The sequence below is a fragment of the Neorhodopirellula pilleata genome, assembly GCF_007859915.1.
Taxonomy (GTDB): Bacteria; Planctomycetota; Planctomycetia; order Pirellulales; family Pirellulaceae; genus Rhodopirellula; species Rhodopirellula pilleata.
In genome coordinates, this window is sequence record NZ_SJPM01000002.1 from 499,919 (window position 1) to 517,779 (window position 17,861).

Here is a 17,861-nt window from a genome sequence, read left to right on the forward strand (position 1 = left end):
CATGAAGCATTTTTGATCGATCTGCCCGACGTACCTGACAACACGAAATTCCACGACCGAATCGAACGCCTGCTGGCATTGGCGGTCTGAAACCTAGCCCGCCTGAAGGCGATCGCCTAAAGTGCAGATTCGCAAGGAAAACGTAGCCATTGTCGATTCTCACAAATTGTAAAGTGCGGTGTTATCGAGGGACGCCATCATCTCGTAGGGTGAGGGATTCGATGGCTGATTAACTCTGCCGTGCGAGAACGGCTGACGGTTGATCGCTCTTCACTGCGAATGGATTGGCCCGTCACGGCGAAAAATGAACTTGGGGAAAGCTAGAGCGATGCTTTCGCAGCACCACGCTTTGGACGACAGCCTTCGACTGCTTTTGCCAGTGAGCGAAATGCTACTGTCAGGTGCTTGTAGCGAACTTCGTAGAAGACCGTTCGCCCCTGTTTCGTCGCGGTGACAACGCCAGCTTTCTCCAACACTCCTAAATGCCGTGAGACCACTGAGAAGTCGACGACGCAGCACTCCGTCAATTCGGTGACCGAACAGGCACGACCACACTTCGCCAGGCATGAAAGCAGTTTTAGCCGCGTCGGCTCACCCAACGCTTTGAATAGTTCGGCGTCGAGCAGATCATCTATCGGACCGCAACATTGAGATGCTTCCTGTGGTTTCATAGTTAACCCCCCTTTTTAATGCACATTTGCGTCAGCGTGCAAGTGTTGTGTCTTCCCCGGCGATCGTCAAGATGCTAAAAATCGATACTTTCCGTAGCTGACCACAGCAACTCGATTCTCGGCGGAACCGAGAACTGTGACCCAGCTAACTCGTATCAAGGCAGAAGAAAGACCAACGATGACCGTCAAGCAGCCCGCACCGTCAGGTAGCTCACTGTATCCTGAACTGCTCCGATATTTGGATGAACGAGTCACGGAATTTGAATCGATCCCTACCGATCGAAAGACCGAGTTGGCGAAAGTTGCCGACTACGTTCGAGAACGCTTGTCGAAGTCCGAGCCAGCGAAGCTTACCTTTATCTGCACGCACAATTCGCGACGTAGCCATCTGTCGCAGATCTGGGCACAAGTCGCTGCTGAATACTACGGCTTAGTCGGCGTTGAGACTTTTTCAGGTGGCACTGAAGCAACCGCTTTCAATCCCCGAGCAGTCGCTGCGATGCAGCGATGTGGACTGAAGATCGTTGCCGACGATCCTGCTGCGAGCAATCCACGCTACAGCGTCTATACCTCCGATTCATCCGCTCCGCAGGTTTGTTTCTCGAAGACCTATGGCGATTCGCCGAATCCGAGCCAAGGATACTGTGCGGTGATGACATGTTCGCAGGCCGACGACGCCTGTCCGCTGGTGATGGGCTGCGATCTCCGCATGCCGATCCGATACGAAGATCCGAAAGTTGCTGACGACACAGAGCTTGAAACCCAGCGTTATGACGAACGTTCGGCTCAGATCTGTAGCGAAATGCTTTTTATGATGTCGCTATTGCCCTAGTAGAAAGACCGTCGTTGACCCCGTCAATTGTCCTTTCTAATCGTGTCTCCCTCAACGGTTAGTCAATTCATTTTGACAACCATCGCTCGAGTTGTTCCATATCATCCTTAATCGCGGCCAGATGGTCGGGCACCAACTCGGGACGTCGGTGATCGAGGTATTCCTCGTGTAGCGAAATCGGACCGGCGAAGTTGATTTCTCGGAGCAACTTGAAAAAGGATTCGTTCACGAAGCCTTCGCCCAACGGAACGTTTTCCAACTTTTGGTCGTTCCAGTCGTAATCTTTCACGTACACGGTATCGATGTGCGGCTGAATCATGCGAAACGCCACCGGCCAACTTTGGCTTCCCTCCACCATGGCATGTCGGATGTCATAGGCCACCGCGAGATCCTCAACCGGGATTCCGTCCAAGACTCGGGCGAGGTCCCAAATGGCCGCGCCCATGTTCTTGGCACCTGCATGGTTTTGATACAAGCCGAGGATTCCGAGGTCATGATTGATTGCCGCTAAATCACGAAACTGGGCATTCCAATTAGCAAGCTGTTTCGCAATGGGCTGTTTGCGATCGTAGTCGACGTATTGCATTCGATAACGCTTGATCCCGAGTATCGCGGCGGTGCGTAGTACCTTCTCCGTCAGCGGATCGTCGGGGTCGTTGATGTCCGACGTCATTACCGTGATCTCCAAGTCACGTTGTTTAAGAGCGTCGACCAATTCAGGCAAGCGATCGGGAACTTGCTCGGGCTCGATATGACCGCCACGGCGGATCGGTGCTTCGATTCCATCAAATTCGAGTTCCGCGATGCGGTCGGCGAGTTCGTCAAATGAAAGCGAATTGAACGGTTTGGTGAACACGCAAATCGGATGCTTGCGATCGGCGGTTGCGGCCGAGGTTTGCCGGGTGAGCAATGTTTGGCCAACCGCCAAAGCGGAGGCCGAAGCGAGCATGAATTGACGGCGGTTGTTCATCTTGGTGGCTTTTCGAGAAGGGTGAGAGTTTGATCAGGTGGCGACTACTAAGCGATCAGAGCATTGGCAACGATCGCCTGTTCGGGGCCTGTTAGACGGTGCAAACGACCGCCGTGTTCGAACGAGAGTTGGTCATGAGAGAGCCCCAGCAAGTGCAAGATCGTTGCGTGTAGATCGCGAAAATGGATTTTGTCTTCGACCGCACGCGCCCCGGTTTCGCTGGTCTTTCCGTGGACATAGCCCGCCTTCACGCCGCCACCGGCCAGCCAAAACGTGAAGCCCTTTTCGTTGTGTCCGGTTTCGTCTTTTCCGTCCTCGGGCGTCAATCCGGGGCGTCCGAACTCACCGCCCCAAACCAGCAGCGTATCCTCAAGCAAACCGCGCGTGGCCAAGTCCTCGAGCAACGCTGCGATGGGCGCGTCGATCGTTTCGCAGTTCGCCTTGAGATCGCGGCGGTGATTCTTGTGTTGATCCCAACCGCCGTGATTGACTTCGATAAACCGCACACCGGCTTCGGCAAAACGTCGAGCGAGCAAGCATTGCCGGCCAAAATCGGTCGGACGACATGTTCCCACCGATAGTTTTTTTCCGACCCGGTAACGCTGGAGGGTTTCCTCGGTCTCGTCGCTCAAGTCGAGCAACTCCGGTGCAGACGTCTGCATCCTGAAAGCGAGTTCCATCGACTCGATGACGCCTTCGAGTTCGGTGTCGTCGGGCCGAGCGGCTAGATGCCGATGGTTCATTTGTTGCACAAAATCCAACTGGCCGCGTTTGACCGTCGGTGGCAGATGGCCGCTAGAGATGTCACGGATCGTCGCAAGGGACATGTCCTCACCATTGGTTCCGATCGGCGTGCCGGCATACTCGGAAGGTAGGAAAGCACTTGAATAAACGGATGGTTTGGCGGCATTGAGACTGATGAAACCGGGCAGGTTCTCGTTCTCGGTGCCCAGCCCATAAGAGATCCACGATCCCATGCTTGGTCGTTTTCGCAGTCGTTCCCCGGTGTGCATTTGCAAGAACGATTGGGCATGATTTCCCGTGTCGGCGTACATCGAGTTGATCACGCACAGTCGGTCGGCATGTTTGGCTGTTTCGGGTAGCAGCTCCGATATCCACAAACCACTCTCGCCGTGTTGTTGGAAAGCAAACGCCGATCCGGGATGTGGCTTCTTGCCGACTTGTGGTTTGTAATCGAACGTGTCCATCTGCGCCGGGCCGCCGCTCATGCACATGAAGATGACACGCTTGGCCCGCGCCACAATCGGCGAGGTAGGGGAACCCACCGTCGCGGCCGAAGCTGTCGCGTGACAGAGAGATTGAAACGCTAAATAGCCGAACCCGCATCCGGCCGTCTGCAATAACTGTCGTCGTGAAGTCATCTCAGCTCTCAATCCACGTAGCGAAATTCATTGGTCATTAATAAAGCTTGGCACACCGTCGCCCAAGCTTTCCGGATACGTCGGTCCGGTTCGGTCAATTCGTCGGCGAGTTGTCGTTCGATCTGTCGCACAAACGATAACGTTTGCGAGGTCTCGTCATCGCCGGGGCCGCGATGCAAGATCGCCGAGAACATCGCATCAAGACGTTGGTGATCGTCGATCGATTGGTTTTCGAGCAATCGGCCGGCCAACGTGTCGGCTTGCTCGACAACGAAGTCACTATTGAGCAAAAACAGCGTTTGGGTCGGCAACGTCGACGTTTCGCGTTGGCCCGCGATTCCGACGCCATCGGGCAAATCGAAAGCGACCAATTCTTTGGGCGGCGCGTGCCGGAGCATACACAAGTAGATGCTGCGGTTGGGGAGTTTTCGGTGCAGATCGGTTGCTTCGCCGGGCGGCCAATTGATCAATGAGTCGACCTGCTCGATCGCCGAACCGGAAGCCGGGGCGTAGTCGATCGCGCCGCTGGCCTGCAGCATGCTGTCCCGCAGCGCTTCGGCATCCAAGCGACGACGTGCATGGTGTGTCAGCAATTCACATTCGGGATCTCGTGATGCGGTTTCCGGTTCACAACGACTGTCGAGTTGGTAGGTTCGGGAAAGAATGATCGACCGGATGAATCGTTTCATCGACCAACCTTGGTCGACCAGACGCTGGGCGAGATGGTCCAATAGCTCCGGGTGACTCGGCCGCGCACCGTAGACACCAAAGTCGTCAGGTGTCGTCACCAAACCTCGCCCGAACAGATGCATCCAAATGCGATTGGTCATCACGCGGGCCGTCTGTGGATGATTCGGATCGGTCAACCAAGCGGCCAGTGCGGCTCGTCCGCTACCTCCGGAGTCGAGTGCCAGTTCCGCCGTAGCAAAATCATTTTCCGGTGCAAACGATTGGTAAGCGGTTAAGGCGCCGCGAGGGACGACCGGTCCCAACTTGCCGCCTTCGCCGTTGATATGCACCTTGCAATCGGTCGGTTTGGACTTGTCACGCACTCCCATGGCCAGTCCGCTCGGTGGCATCGGTGGTAGCCCCCGAGGTTGACCCGACGCGGCGTGCAATTGCGAGGCTTCTTCATCGCTGAGCGCACGGGGGAACAACGCGAATTGCCCCAGATGCCCGTCCAACGCGGCGAAGTTGTCGGATCGATTGGCGACGCAGAAATCTTCGGTCTCACCGAACGTGTGGGGTAGTTCGCCGGCGACTTCCAAACGACCGTTGAGGAACACTTTGACGTGCTTGCCGTTTCGCACCAAGGTCACGTGGTTCCAAGTTTTCGGAGGGATCACGGTGGTGCCGACGGTCGATTGTTTTGCCCCGTTGCCGTTGAAAACGAAGATTCGACCGGTGCGAGTTTTGTCGTGATTACCGCCGATTCCTAAATGACCTCCAGGCAGCGACTTGTCGCCAAGCTTCGCACGTGAAAACAAATACGCGGTAATCGGCCTTGCGTCATTGTTGGTTCGATTGAAGAACCACAACGATACCGAATACGAAGGATCGACGGTTTGCAGTTTGCCCGAGATCGTAGTTTCTTTAACGGTCGCAAACGTCGTCGCGGAATAGGTCACCTCGGATGGCACGATGAGTGCTTGCGGCGGGGCATTGAATTTCTCGTGGATTGCCGGAGCGAGGCGATCAATGATTTCGTTGTAGTCGGCCGGAAACTGGGGCGGCGCTGTTCGATCGACCGGTTTTTGATCAGGGTTCCAATCTGACTTCAGTTCATGAAGCGGAGTCGGCGGTGCGGTGAGTTTTTCGTTTCCGGCGGCCCCGTAGAGCGTCTGGGTACTGGCGAAGATGCCCGCCAATGCGTAGTAATCGCGGGTCGGAATCGGGTCGTGCTTGTGATCGTGACATCGGGCACAAGCGACGCTTAATCCCATCGCGGCGGTACACACCGCGTTGATCTGATCGTCGACTACGTCCATGGCAAAATTTTGATTCATCGCCACGGCGGGCTTCGAACCGATCGCCAAAAAACCCGTCGCAACTAGTTGACGATTGCGTTGCTCAGCGGTTTCGGCAGGCAATAAATCGCCGGCGATCTGTTCGGTCAGGAAGCGATCATAGGGAACATCGGAATTGAATGCATCGACGACATAGTCGCGGTAACGCCAGGCGTGGGGAAACGTGGCGTTGCGTCCCAATCCGTCGTCGCCGTTGGATTCTCCATACCGAGCCACGTCCAACCAATGTCTACCCCAACGAACACCGAACTGTTGGCTTCCCAGTAACGTGTCGACGAGCCGCTCGACGGCGAGTTGTCGATCAGTCTCGCATTGACGAACGAAGGATTCGAGCTGCGTCCTTGTCGGCGGCAGTCCGATCAGATCGTAGTAGAGGCGTCGTCCGAGCGTTTCGGCGTCGGCGTCTTGGGTCGGCGACAGACCAGCCGCCTCCATACTCGCCAACGCAAAGTGATCGATCGGGTCTTGCGGCCACTGCGAATCTTGGACAACGGGTACTTGAGGTTTTGAACGAGGATAGAAGGACCAAAGGGATTCGCGATCAACCGCAGCGGCCGACGTTTCGCGTACCGCATGTGCGTCGCGCGGGTCAGCCGCTCCCATCGCGATCCAGGTTTCGAAATCTTTAATTACCGGCGGTGGCAATGGTTCATCCGGCGGCATGTCGATGCCGTCCCAACGCAGAGCCTGTAACAAGAGACTTTCGTCGGGGGAGGAAAGATTGATCACCGGCCCGGATTCACCGCCGCCGAGCATCCCGTCGCGACTGTCGAGCAACAACTTGCCGCCGACTTCCTCGGCATCGGTCGAGTGACACTGGTAGCATCGTTGAACCAACACCGGACGGATCTTCTTTTCAAAGAACGCAAGCCGATCATCAGCCATCAAGCCATCGCCGAGAGCAATGCTTGAAACGACGATTAGAAGAAGCAGCGAGACGCTTCGTTTCACGGCAGACAGGGGGGAAGGTGGGGAGGGCTTGTGGCAGGGCGATCATTGTGACGCGCTGCGGCCCAAGATGCAACAATTTCCCGATTTTGCCAGCGAAGTCCTCGGATCGCGTTCAGTCGGCCACGCCGATGATTGGGCTCGGCGGACGAGATGTTGTCATTGACCGCTGTGGTATGATTAGGCGATTCGTTCCATTACCCCGATTATCCTTGGACCTTGAACCAACCACTTCATTTCGAGCGTGACCAGTGCGTCCCCAGTCATTTCGACCATTTTGCCTACGGATCGAACTTATCGAGTGAGCGACTCAGAGCGAGGTGCCCCAGTGCGACGCCATTGGCGTGGGGGTTCGTGATCGGACGGCAGTTGCGATTTCACAAAGTAGGCATGGACGGCACGGCCAAAGCTGATGCATTCTTCACCGGCGATCCAAGCGATCGAATTTACGGTGTTATCTACCGATGTTGGACGAGCGAAAGAACGTTTTTGGATGCGTGCGAGTCACTCGGCGTGGGATACGAGGAGGCGGCCGTTGATGTCATGATCGATGGGGAAAACGAGCCGCGTCGCACGTTCCTTTATCAGGCCGTCGCCGAGAAAATCCGATCTGATTTAGCCACCACCGACTGGTATGCAGCGCATGTGATTCGCGGTGCGGCCGAACACGGATTTCCTGAAGCATACCAACGCCATCTTGCCGATTTGGTGGCCCGTTCGATTGGTCCAGTGCCGGTCATAAGCTCGAACTTCCGTTTACGTGATGCGTAGTGCGGATTATCCACAACCCGACGCGTCACGTCCTGTTGATTTAGTCGGATACCTGATGACATCCAATGCTGGTGACGATGCCAAAGCGTCATCCAAACATCGCTGCGATTGATCAATCGCTAGCACGAAGCAAGTTGACCAATGGGTGAAACAAGAACTTGGCAGCACGCTCGCCGCAAAACGCCAACTCGCCTACCAAGAAGCAGCAAACTCATCCGGGTTGCAGTAAAAGCCTTCGCGAAACATTTTCATCAGCCCAGTTGGCTATACACTGGCGAATGGATACTACAAAAAAACAGGGGATGCCCCGAAACTGGTTTTTTCTTTCAATAGACCAGCAAATAGGAGGTCATCCCCATGACTGCTAAGAGAATGTACCGGCGTCGCCCCGTCAAGAATGTTTCCTTGGAGTCGCTCCAAGAAATCGCCAGTCTTAAGGGAGGCCCAGGAACCTGTGTCGGCCTGGACATCGGCAAAACCGAAATCGTTGCCGTCGTGCGATGGGCGGACGGCGCGTTTGAATGTCCTTGGAGCATCAAGAATCCATCAGAAATCTCAGATCTGATTGCGCGGCTTGTTTCGCTCAAAGAACTCTGCGGCGGCCTGACGATCGGGTTGGAGTCCACCGGCACTTACGGCGAAGCTGTGCGTGCGGCCATGACGACGGCGTTCCTGGTGGTTCATCGGATCAGCGGTAAGGCTTCTAGCGATTACAAAGAGATCTTCGATGGTGTTCCCAGCCAGCATGATGGGAAAGACGCCGCGATCATCGCCGAGCTGACCTGTTACGGCAAAGGAACCCCTTGGACGTTTGAACTCGCCAGCGAAACCGATCAAGAAATTCGCCATCAAGTTCAGCGACTCGAAGTCTTTCATGTCCAGGCGACACAGTGGTGTGGACGCATCGAAGCGATGCTCGCCAAGCACTGGCCCGAGGTGACGGGTTTGTTGACGCTCAAAAGCTCCACGCTCAACAAGATCATCACGCACTACGGCAGTCCGGCCGCTCTGGCGGCCGATCCTGAGGCGGCAGAAAACCTACGCAGTTGGGGCCGCGGTTTGCTCAAGAAGAAAAAGATAGATCAGGTCATCGCGTCCGCTCAAACGACCGTTGGTGTGCCGATCGGCCCCGGTGAGATGGCCTGGTTACAAGAATCAGCGGCTGAATTGAAGAGATGTATTTTGGAAGTCAAGGCCAGCAAAAAACGACTTGAAACAATGGCTGCGGCGCACCCCGGGATGCAAGAACACGTCGGTGCCGTCGGTGCGGTGACGCTGTGCATCATCTGGTCGTTGGTCGGTGATCCGAGCAACTACGACAGCGCCGGAGCGTTCCTCAAGGCGATCGGGCTGAATCTGAAGGAGCGCAGCAGCGGCAAGCATCAAGGGCAACTGGGGATCACCAAACGCGGTCCGAGTTTGGTCCGCAAGTACCTCTACTTTTGGGCTCTGCGAGCGATCCAAACGCCGGAGCTCAAAGGCTGGTACGCTGACTTCCAGAAAGTTGGACGGAGATCCTCTGCCAGTGGACAGAGACGTAGCAGCGAACACCGCAAGATGAAAGGCCTGGTGGCATTGATGCGCAAACTCAGTCGCTCGCTTTGGTTCGCCCACACGCACGAAGAAGCGTTCGATTATGCGAAAGTATTTCCGGGACGTCCGCTTGAGAAGCGAAATCGCCGCCGTCGTCGCGTCAAAGTGAATGCCGCATGATCGTCGACTGAAGTACCTCCAATTCCCGTTCTCACCACCTAATGAAGTAGGAGACCCGAGAGTCCCTCATTATTGAAGTCAGCCGTTTGTTCAAGGACGACCTTCGCCATTTAGCCTTCGGCATCCGCGTCTAACGTGAGGCCCAAGCCCAGTTTCAAGGCGTCCCTGAACACGGTTCTGAAAGCAATCCTCCATGAAGCCAATTCGCTGCCCGCGTCGAGCTACGGTATCAATGTAAAAATGCCACTCCGTTGGGACACCCGAGGCAAAAGGTACAGGACATTTCAGATCCATGCCGTGTGACAAGCAGGCGATTTCAAGAAGACGGCTCTCGCCCCCGCCGAGCACCCTCGCGACTTGAAAGACGAAAGCACCCCGCAAGTTTTTGAAACGAATCAAAAACAGCCTGAAAGCGGTGCGCAAAGACACTAACAAAACAATCTTCAGAAAGGCTCTTGACCATGCTAGAAAAGGCCATCGGCCTGGGAAACGATCGGACGAATAGGTCTGCTGGGCCGTTGGTCTGGATCGGAAACGAACGATATCCATGCTGCTATCTCGGCTCATGCCAGGAGAGTTAGGCTACCGTGACCTCGTCATATCGGGATAATGGACCGCTCTACCGTCTTCCTCCCATTCTGTCGTGCTCATGCCAGCTTCAGACAACAAAGCTCCGCTTCAAATCGTTGGTGTCGGATGCTCGTCGGCAGGGCTGACGGATTTCCTGGACGTGCTACGCGGCCTAGATGGCCGGTTGTCCCAGGCGATTGTCTTGGTGGTCGGCGAAAAAGAGCCGTCTGAAAAATCAGTCTTGCAACAGATCGGGAATCGTTGCCACTTCCCGATCAGCGAGGTGACTGAGCCGGTGAAGCTCCTTCCAGGGCGCATCTATGTGGCTGCGGCGAAGACGAACCTGGAGCTCGATGGCGAAAAACTGGTAGCTCACCCTTGGACCGGCGAAAACCCACACTCGCCCGTTGATCACCTGTTCAACTCGATCGCATCAGAGGCGAAGCGAGACGGTGTCGGCGTGATTTTGTCCGGCAACGTGACTGACGGTACTCTCGGTCTGCGCGAGATCAGCGAAGCGGGCGGTACCACGATCGTTCAAACGCCCAAGACGGCGTCCGAGACGTCGATGCCCGAATCGGCTGAGTCGCTCGGCATGGTCGACTACCTGCTTTCACCCGCAGAGATTAGTCGTGAGCTGTTGCAATTAGCCACGCGGTCCGAAGACGAAAACAACGGTGAAAACGCGGACCTGACCGAACAGATCATTGCCGCCATCCCGTTGATCACCGCAGCGATCGACAAACATACCGACAACGATTTCAAACACTACAAGACCACGACGCTGGTTCGCCGGATTCGTCGTCGGATTGCAGTTTTGAAAATTGAGAGTGTCGACAGTTACATCGAATTGCTGCAATCCTCTCGCGAGGAAGCCACAAAGCTGTTCCGCGAGTTGCTGATCAGCGTGACGGAGTTCTTTCGCGACGCGGAATCTTTCGAGATTCTCGCGGCCACCGTGCTATCCAAGTGCATCGACGAGCGAACTTCTTTGAAAGATGGCGGCAAAGACGACCCGCTGCGAATTTGGGTTGCTGGATGCGCGACTGGCGAAGAAGCCTACACGGTTGCGATCCTGTTGCTCGAACAGATGAAGCGGATTGGAAAAACCATTCCCGTCCAAATTTTCGCGACGGACTTGGACGACCGGGCGTTACAAGTCGCGAGAGCCGGTGCCTACCCGATCGGAATCTCGGATCAGGTCTCCGAACAACGGCTGAAAGATTACTTCTACAAACGAGCCAACAAGTACTTCGTCAACAAAGAAGTTCGCAAGCTGGTTGTATTCTCGGCCCACAACCTGATCAGCGACCCGCCGTTCACCAAACAAGATTTGATCCTCTGCCGCAATCTACTGATCTATCTCGGGACGCACCTGCAACGCAAACTCATTCCGCTATTTCACTACGCACTCAAACCGTCCGGGCATTTGTTTCTCGGTCCATCAGAGTCGATGTCGTCGCACAAAGAGTTATTCACGGCGATCGACGTCAAGCATCGCATCTATCAGCGCAAGTCGACGGCGATCTCCGGCCCCAGCGTCACCGAGATGCCAGCGCTGAGTTTAGGCATCCACTCCAATCCGAGGCATGAATCTGAAACAGATGTCGATTTGTATCAGTACGGCCAGCGAATCATGCTGGACGAATTCTCGCCTCAGTGGGCGATTATCGACGACGAAGGGCGAATCCAAACTCTTTCAGCGGACACGTCAGCGTTCTTGCAGCTTTCTGCGGGCGCGTTCGAGAACAACATCATCAAAATGGCTAATAGCGGTTTGAAGCTCGGCTTGCGAGCTGCGTTTTCCGAGGCAAAAAAGCATCGCCGCCGTGTCGTCTCGGAAAATCTGTCGATTCCCGTCGACGGCGGGTTGCAGCGAGTCAATATCACTGTGCAACCGATGCCTGAGGCGGGCAACGAAACAAGCATGCACTTTGTGGTGTTTCAAAAAGCGGGCGAGCCGATGCATCGCGATGATGCTGTGGACGCAGGCTCCGGCCTGTCGGTTGTCTCGCAAGCGAAAGCGGGTTCGCTGATCGACCATCTTGAGAGTGAACTCGCCGCAACCCGCAACGATCTGGAACGCACCGTTCAGGAATTGGAAACCGCCAACGAGGAACTCAAATCGACCAACGAAGAACTGTTGTCGATGAATGAAGAGTTGCAATCGGCCAACGAAGAGCTCAATACATCGAAGGAGGAACTTCAGGCCAGCAACGAAACGCTCGCCCGCAGCAACAGCGACTTGGAAAATCTGTTCCGCAGCAGCAACACGGCGACGTTGTTTCTTGACAAGTCGAACTGCATTCGCAATTTCACTCCTGCGATGTCGGCGATCTATCATCTGCGTGATGTGGATATCGGTCGGCCATTGTCAGAGTTGACCAGCAAGTTCGTCATGCGGCCACCGCTGCCCACATTTGAACAACTAGCCGCCGATCCAAATGCCGGCAACGATACGATCGAAACGACAGACGGTCGTTGGTTCATCCGCCGCGTCTTTCCTTATAAAACAGCGACGAAGGAAGCAGACGGTCTGATTCTGACGTTCTCGGAAGTGACCGATCTGCGAGTTGGTCAACAACGACTAGAAATGGCACTCAAAGGCGGCGATCTGGGCGCTTGGGATTTGGATTTGATCGCCAATCAATCGTGGCGTTCAGCGCGTCATGATTCTATTTTCGGATACGCCGAACCGGTTGAATCATGGGGCATGGATTCATTTCTGAAACATGTTCATGAAGATGATCGCGGTTGGATTCAAGAGTTCCTGGAAAATACCAGCGATCAACAGCACTGGGATTTTGCCTGTCGTATTCGCCGCACCGATGGCGAAGTTCGCTGGATCGAAACGCATGCGACCACGCTATTCGACAACGCCGGAAAAGCCATTCGGATGTTCGGAACGGTGGCTGATATCACCGATCGTCGAAGGGACCAAGCAAAGCTGGCCGCGCTCGCGCAGCAAGCCATCGACTCATCAGCGAAAGCACGCGTGTTCTTTGATCAAAGCCGGTACTACGCCGGTGTATTGACGCTCGACGGAGTGCTGACCGATGTCAATCAAACCGCGACCAAAATATGCGGTTACGAACGGGCGAATGAGATTGGCAAACCATTCTGGGAAACGTCTTGGTGGCGTGACTTGCCCGACATGCAAGCGGAAGTCAAAGAGGCGATCGCCTGTGCGGCAAAAGGCGAAGACTTCACCAAGGACATGAGCTTCCGCATTGCCGACGGCAGCGTACGCATCACCGAATTCGTTCTGGCACCGATTCGGGATGACGACGGCGATGTGACCTTCATCCTGGCGACCGGTCAAGACATCACCGAAAAGGTGCGGTTCCAGGAAGAGCTGCAACGATTGCGGCAACTGGCCGATGCGGCGAATCAAGCCAAGTCGGATTTTCTGGCCAATATGAGTCACGAGATTCGATCGCCGATGACCGCCATTCTGGGATTCGCCGAGCTACTAGAAGTTGAAAGCCCCGACGCAAAAGAAAAAGTCGAAACGATCCGACGGAACGGGCAGTTCTTGTTGGAATTGATCAACGATATTCTCGACCTGTCGAGAATCGAAGCTGGCAAGATTGAACTGGACCCGATCACCTTCAGTCCCGCCAAGCTGCTCGAAGATGTTTCTTCGTTGATGTCGGTGCGAGCGGTCGATTCGGGATTGGACCTCAGTGTCACCTACACGGGCGATCTGCCCAGCAGCCTGCGCAGCGATCCGATCCGGCTCCGCCAGGTGCTGATCAATCTGACTGGCAACGCGATCAAGTTCACTGACACCGGTACCGTCAAGTTAACAATGTCCTACGACGAACGATCGTGCGAGTTGCTCTATACGGTCACCGACACTGGCATCGGCATGACGCCTGAGCAGCAACGCAAATTGTTCCGTCCCTTCTCACAAGCTGATTCATCCATCCTGCGTGAGTACGGCGGCAGCGGACTCGGTCTCGCGATCAGCCAGCGGCTAGCGGAATTGCTTGGCGGCCGGATCGAAGTGACCAGCGAACTCGGCAAGGGCAGTTCGTTCACGCTGGCCATCCCCTGTGAGATGACGCTCACGGAACCTGAGACCACTGAGTCGGTCGCTGCGAGCGACGGCAAGGTCGATTCACCGCTCGATTGCGGACAGCTCAACATTCGAGTCCTCGTGGTCGACGATCGCCGCGACATCCGCTTCCTTTCCCAGCACTTCGTCAAACAACTTGGTGGCGAAGTGATCACGGCAGAGAACGGTATCGAAGCGATCGAAGCCGTCGACACGGAACACGCCGCCGGTCGCAAGATCGACGTGGTTTTGATGGACGTGCAAATGCCAAAGATGGACGGCTTCACCGCCGTACGAGCCCTTCGCCGTCAAGGCTTCACCAAACCCATCATCGCCCTGACCGCCAACGCAATGGACAGCGACCGCGACGCCTGCTTCGAGGCCGGCTACACCGATTACCTCAGCAAACCCATCGACGCCAAGAAGCTGACCGAAGCGCTGCGAAAACATTGCGCTTCGGCGTCGGGTTGAATCAAGGCCAACGGCCTGGGTCGCGGGCCATTTAATCCTATGGACAGGGCCAACGGCCCGACCGTTTACCCGCTCGCGCCATTCTCATGCGTCGCCGACTCTGTCGATGACTGCGTGATCATCCTCACTTCCCGTTGTGGGAACGGGATCGAAATTCCCGCAGCTCGGAATCTTTTTAGGATCTCCGCGTTGACTTCGTGCATCACACCGACGCGGCGATCGAGACTCGACAGAAAAAAGCGAACGACGAAGTTCAGCGAATTATCACCAAAGGCCTCAAAATTGATCAACGGTGCGGGATCGTCCATCACATCGGGATGGTCCGCAACAACCGATTGCAAGATCTCGCGAACTTGATCGACGTCGGAGTCGTAACTTGCGCCGACATTGATCGTCAAACGATTGATGACGTTTGACAGGGACCAATTGAGCAGCTTGCCGGTGACAAGATCTTTATTCGGTACAACCAACTCCTTTCGATCCCAACTCGTCACCGTGGTAGCTCGCATTTGAATCCGCGATACTACACCGGTTGTCGAGTCGATGGTGACGACATCACCAACGCGTACGGGTCGTTCGAGCAATAGAATGATTCCTGACACAAAGTTGGCAAAAATCTCTTGCAGGCCGAACCCGAGTCCCACGGACGCAGCAGCCAAGAGCCAGCCAAGCTTTGTCCAGGGCAGACTGAGGAAGTTCAACGTCAAGATCACACCACTGATCGTCAACACATACCGCAGGATGGTCGTCATCGCGTAGCGCGCCCCGCTATCAAGCCCCGTTCGTCGTAGCACCAATAACTCTAGCAGCGCGGGAACATTCTTGACCGCAATCACCGTGGCCACGATTCCGATAAACGCCAGCAGGATGTCGCGATAAGTCACACGGTCAATCGCGTCGCCCGTTCCGATGCTGTACAGCTCAAAGCGGTCGAGCAGTTCCATCGCGGGCAAAACGTCCTTCCAAACCAACGACAACCCTGCAATGCCGGCCCCAATGGCGATCACAAACACTAGCTTTCGCGTCTGCTCACTCAGCGCCGGCACGTCCTCCATCGCCTCTTTCTGAATTTCGATTCCAACATCTGCCGCCAACGAGCCGCCTGATTCATTCTCTTCGCTGGCAAGCTTCTGCCGACGCATCGCCAAGGCTTGCTCGCGAACCATCTTGGCTTGTTGCAATTGAAGCCAACGAAACGCAAACGCGACGGCCACAACAAGGGCGACAAACAACAGCATCGTCGACTGCAACGATTGCCCCAAGCGATAGGCCGTGTCCAAATAACCCAGCAACGTCAGAATCGCGAAAAACATTGGCAAGCCAGCCGCGATCGCCCAGATGATTCGTCGAAAGCGGTAGATCTTGGACCCGGGGTCACGAAGCCGCACATCCGAATACACGGGACTCGATGGTCGAGCGATGCAGTGGTGGAACACGCTGGTAGCGAAAAATAAGAGCGTTGCTGAAAATCGCGAGATCGCCGATCGCACGGTCGCGTCAGGATGTTGGTGGAAAAGGATCATCACAAACACGATCAGCACACCCGCAGTGGTGTACCACCGCAAATTAATTCGCAGGCTCTTTCGAAGCGATTCGCTCCATCCGAAATGCTTGTCAGCCAAACCACCGTCTCGGCACGTTTGACTGAGCAAGTGTCGCGAAGACGTGAATAGGGCGACGTAGATCAATGCGTAGCCGACGCCGCGCGTGAAAAACGTGTCCACCGACCCGGCGATCACGATGCCGCCCAAGTAAGCGGCGAGCGCAGGCCAAGCAAGTGAAAGCATCACCGTTGCGACGAGTGACTGGGTTGTCGAATTGAACTTTGCATTCCACGATTCGGCTGCTTTTCCGGTATCGTTGATTCGCTGACGAAAAGTTCGCCGCCGTGCAAACAAGTACAGCACCGCGATCGCGCCGATCAGCGATACGATCGGCAGGCTGAGGATGCCGGACGTGAATTGAGTTCCAAGCGATTGATAGTTTCGCACGTCGAGCATCCACATGGTTGCTTCAGGAATCTCAAACACTTCACTAACCGAAACCGGAGTGGCGCTACGAATCCAGAAGACATTCTTGTCAGCGAATGCGATGTAGTCGTCGATCGCTTGTTGAAGCTGCCGGTTCTCGGTCTCCATCGACAGCAGCGTTTGCAGGAGCGAATTCTGAGACTGCAGCGTCTCTTGAATTTGATCGCGCTGAACCGACAGCAACGCTCGTTCCGAAGACTCATCGTCGGATGCTGCCGACGCGAGCCACTCGTTCAGCTCCGCCAACCGGTCCTCCAACTCGAAGGATGCGACTTGGTACTCGGCCGTTTGTTCCCCCATCGACGTCGACTCTTCAAATTGCAATCGCAGCTTTTGGTATTCATCACGCTTGCTACGAAGCAACTGGCCCATGGCCTGCGTCAATCCGACGGCGTCTAATCGATCCTCGGAAGCGATCCGTGAGGCCTCGACTTCAGTGCGTTTCTCTTTCAATCGCGACATCAGCGCCGTGGCCTCAGCGGTTTCCGCGACCAGTGCCTGTCGCTCCTTCGCCAATCGAAGATTCTCTTCTGCGATAGGCTTCAACTCTGGTGTCGCGTTTGATACCGCGCGGCGAAGGCTCGCGATTGCGGCATCGTTCGATTCTTGTTGTTGAGCGACCGAAGCTTCGCGAACTCGCTCAAGGCGTTCTTTCAACAACTGAAGACGCCGCTCATCTCGTTGCTTTTGTAGTGGTAAAAGATCGACCGTGGCCAGGTACGCGGCCTGCTCCGCTTTCAATTCCGAAATTTCGGCTTGCAGTGCCGACGCGAACGACTTCGTCCGCACCAGCCGTGCTCGGGTTTCGATCGGCTCCTCGGTCGTGGGTGTGGGGAGTTCCAATTGGTCTTGGACCTCGCGCAACTTCTTTTCCGCATCAGCCACTAGGTTCGGGATTTCCGCCAACCGCTTCTGTCGCGTCGCGGGTTCGGACGCATCCGCCTTGATCGTTTCGCTCAGCGTTTCGACTTCGGCTTGGGTCGAAGTCAACTCTTGCCGCAATTGTTCAGGTGTGAGCTCGCTCACCGGTTCGACTTCGAGTTCGGCAGCTGACTGGAGCTGCTTTGTCAAATTCACGATATCGTCTGCGGCGGATTTGGACATCCGTTGAAACGACTTCGCGTTTTCGGTCCTCGACGCGGCGCTGGCCTGATAAGACTTCGCTTGCTTGTAAAGCTCGGTCAGCGATTGCGAGAGCGTCTCGTCCAGATCCGACGCGGCTGCCACCTCGGCGAGACCGCTCTCGATCTCGTCAGCCGCGACCGTATCGGCGACCGGCGAGGATTGCTGACCCGAATCTTGAGCGGTGGCAAGCGACGCTAGCAGAACAAAGATCGGGATGAATGTAAGAAAAAATCGAAAACGCATTGGGTCACGCATCGTGCGAGGAAGGAAAGAATGGTCGGTGGCAAACCA

At 55.5% G+C, this 17,861-nt stretch carries 9 protein-coding genes; 4 read left to right on the forward strand and 5 right to left on the reverse strand.

Annotation, left to right across the window (positions count from 1 at the left end; translation table 11 throughout):
* Nucleotides 1-320: 320 nt before the first annotated feature.
* Nucleotides 321-671, reverse strand: a complete 351-nt coding sequence (locus tag Pla100_RS06930) for an ArsR/SmtB family transcription factor (protein WP_146576941.1) — start codon at nucleotides 669-671, stop codon at nucleotides 321-323.
* A gap of 178 nt (nucleotides 672-849) precedes the next feature.
* Between Pla100_RS06930 and Pla100_RS06935 the strand changes: the two genes are divergently transcribed.
* Nucleotides 850-1,503, forward strand: coding sequence for a low molecular weight phosphatase family protein (locus tag Pla100_RS06935; protein ID WP_146576942.1), 654 nt, complete (start codon nucleotides 850-852; stop codon nucleotides 1,501-1,503).
* Nucleotides 1,504-1,570: 67 nt separating this feature from the next.
* Here Pla100_RS06935 and Pla100_RS06940 read toward each other — a convergent pair whose 3' ends face one another.
* The 3 genes from Pla100_RS06940 to Pla100_RS06950 are packed head-to-tail and all read right to left on the reverse strand — an operon-like array spanning nucleotide 1,571 to nucleotide 6,767.
* A complete protein-coding gene (locus tag Pla100_RS06940) occupies nucleotides 1,571-2,473 on the reverse strand; it encodes a sugar phosphate isomerase/epimerase family protein (RefSeq protein ID WP_146576943.1) in 903 nt (300 codons plus the stop codon).
* Nucleotides 2,474-2,520: 47 nt separating this feature from the next.
* Nucleotides 2,521-3,855: a DUF1501 domain-containing protein gene (locus Pla100_RS06945; protein WP_146576944.1), complete on the reverse strand. Its 1,335-nt coding sequence runs from the start codon at nucleotides 3,853-3,855 to the stop codon at nucleotides 2,521-2,523.
* Nucleotides 3,856-3,863: 8 nt separating this feature from the next.
* Nucleotides 3,864-6,767: a DUF1553 domain-containing protein gene (locus Pla100_RS06950; protein WP_146576945.1), complete on the reverse strand. Its 2,904-nt coding sequence runs from the start codon at nucleotides 6,765-6,767 to the stop codon at nucleotides 3,864-3,866.
* A 282-nt stretch (nucleotides 6,768-7,049) separates the two neighbouring features.
* On the opposite strand from Pla100_RS06950, the gene Pla100_RS06955 reads away from it, so the two are divergent.
* The 3 genes from Pla100_RS06955 (at nucleotide 7,050) to Pla100_RS06965 (ending at nucleotide 14,415) form a co-directional block, all read left to right on the forward strand.
* The gene (locus Pla100_RS06955; protein ID WP_146576946.1) at nucleotides 7,050-7,601 is read left to right on the forward strand and encodes a gamma-glutamylcyclotransferase family protein; all 552 of its coding nucleotides are present in this window, start codon (nucleotides 7,050-7,052) and stop codon (nucleotides 7,599-7,601) included.
* 357 nt (nucleotides 7,602-7,958) lie between these two features.
* A complete protein-coding gene (locus Pla100_RS06960; protein ID WP_146576947.1) occupies nucleotides 7,959-9,314 on the forward strand; it encodes a transposase in 1,356 nt (451 codons plus the stop codon).
* A gap of 649 nt (nucleotides 9,315-9,963) precedes the next feature.
* Nucleotides 9,964-14,415 carry a CheR family methyltransferase gene (locus Pla100_RS06965; protein ID WP_146576948.1) on the forward strand — a complete coding sequence of 1,484 codons (4,452 nt, stop codon included), beginning with the start codon at nucleotides 9,964-9,966 and terminating at the stop codon, nucleotides 14,413-14,415.
* A 65-nt stretch (nucleotides 14,416-14,480) separates the two neighbouring features.
* On the opposite strand, the gene Pla100_RS06970 is transcribed toward Pla100_RS06965, so the two are convergent.
* A complete protein-coding gene (locus Pla100_RS06970) occupies nucleotides 14,481-17,813 on the reverse strand; it encodes a mechanosensitive ion channel domain-containing protein (RefSeq protein ID WP_197167749.1) in 3,333 nt (1,110 codons plus the stop codon).
* Nucleotides 17,814-17,861: the final 48 nt, after the last annotated feature.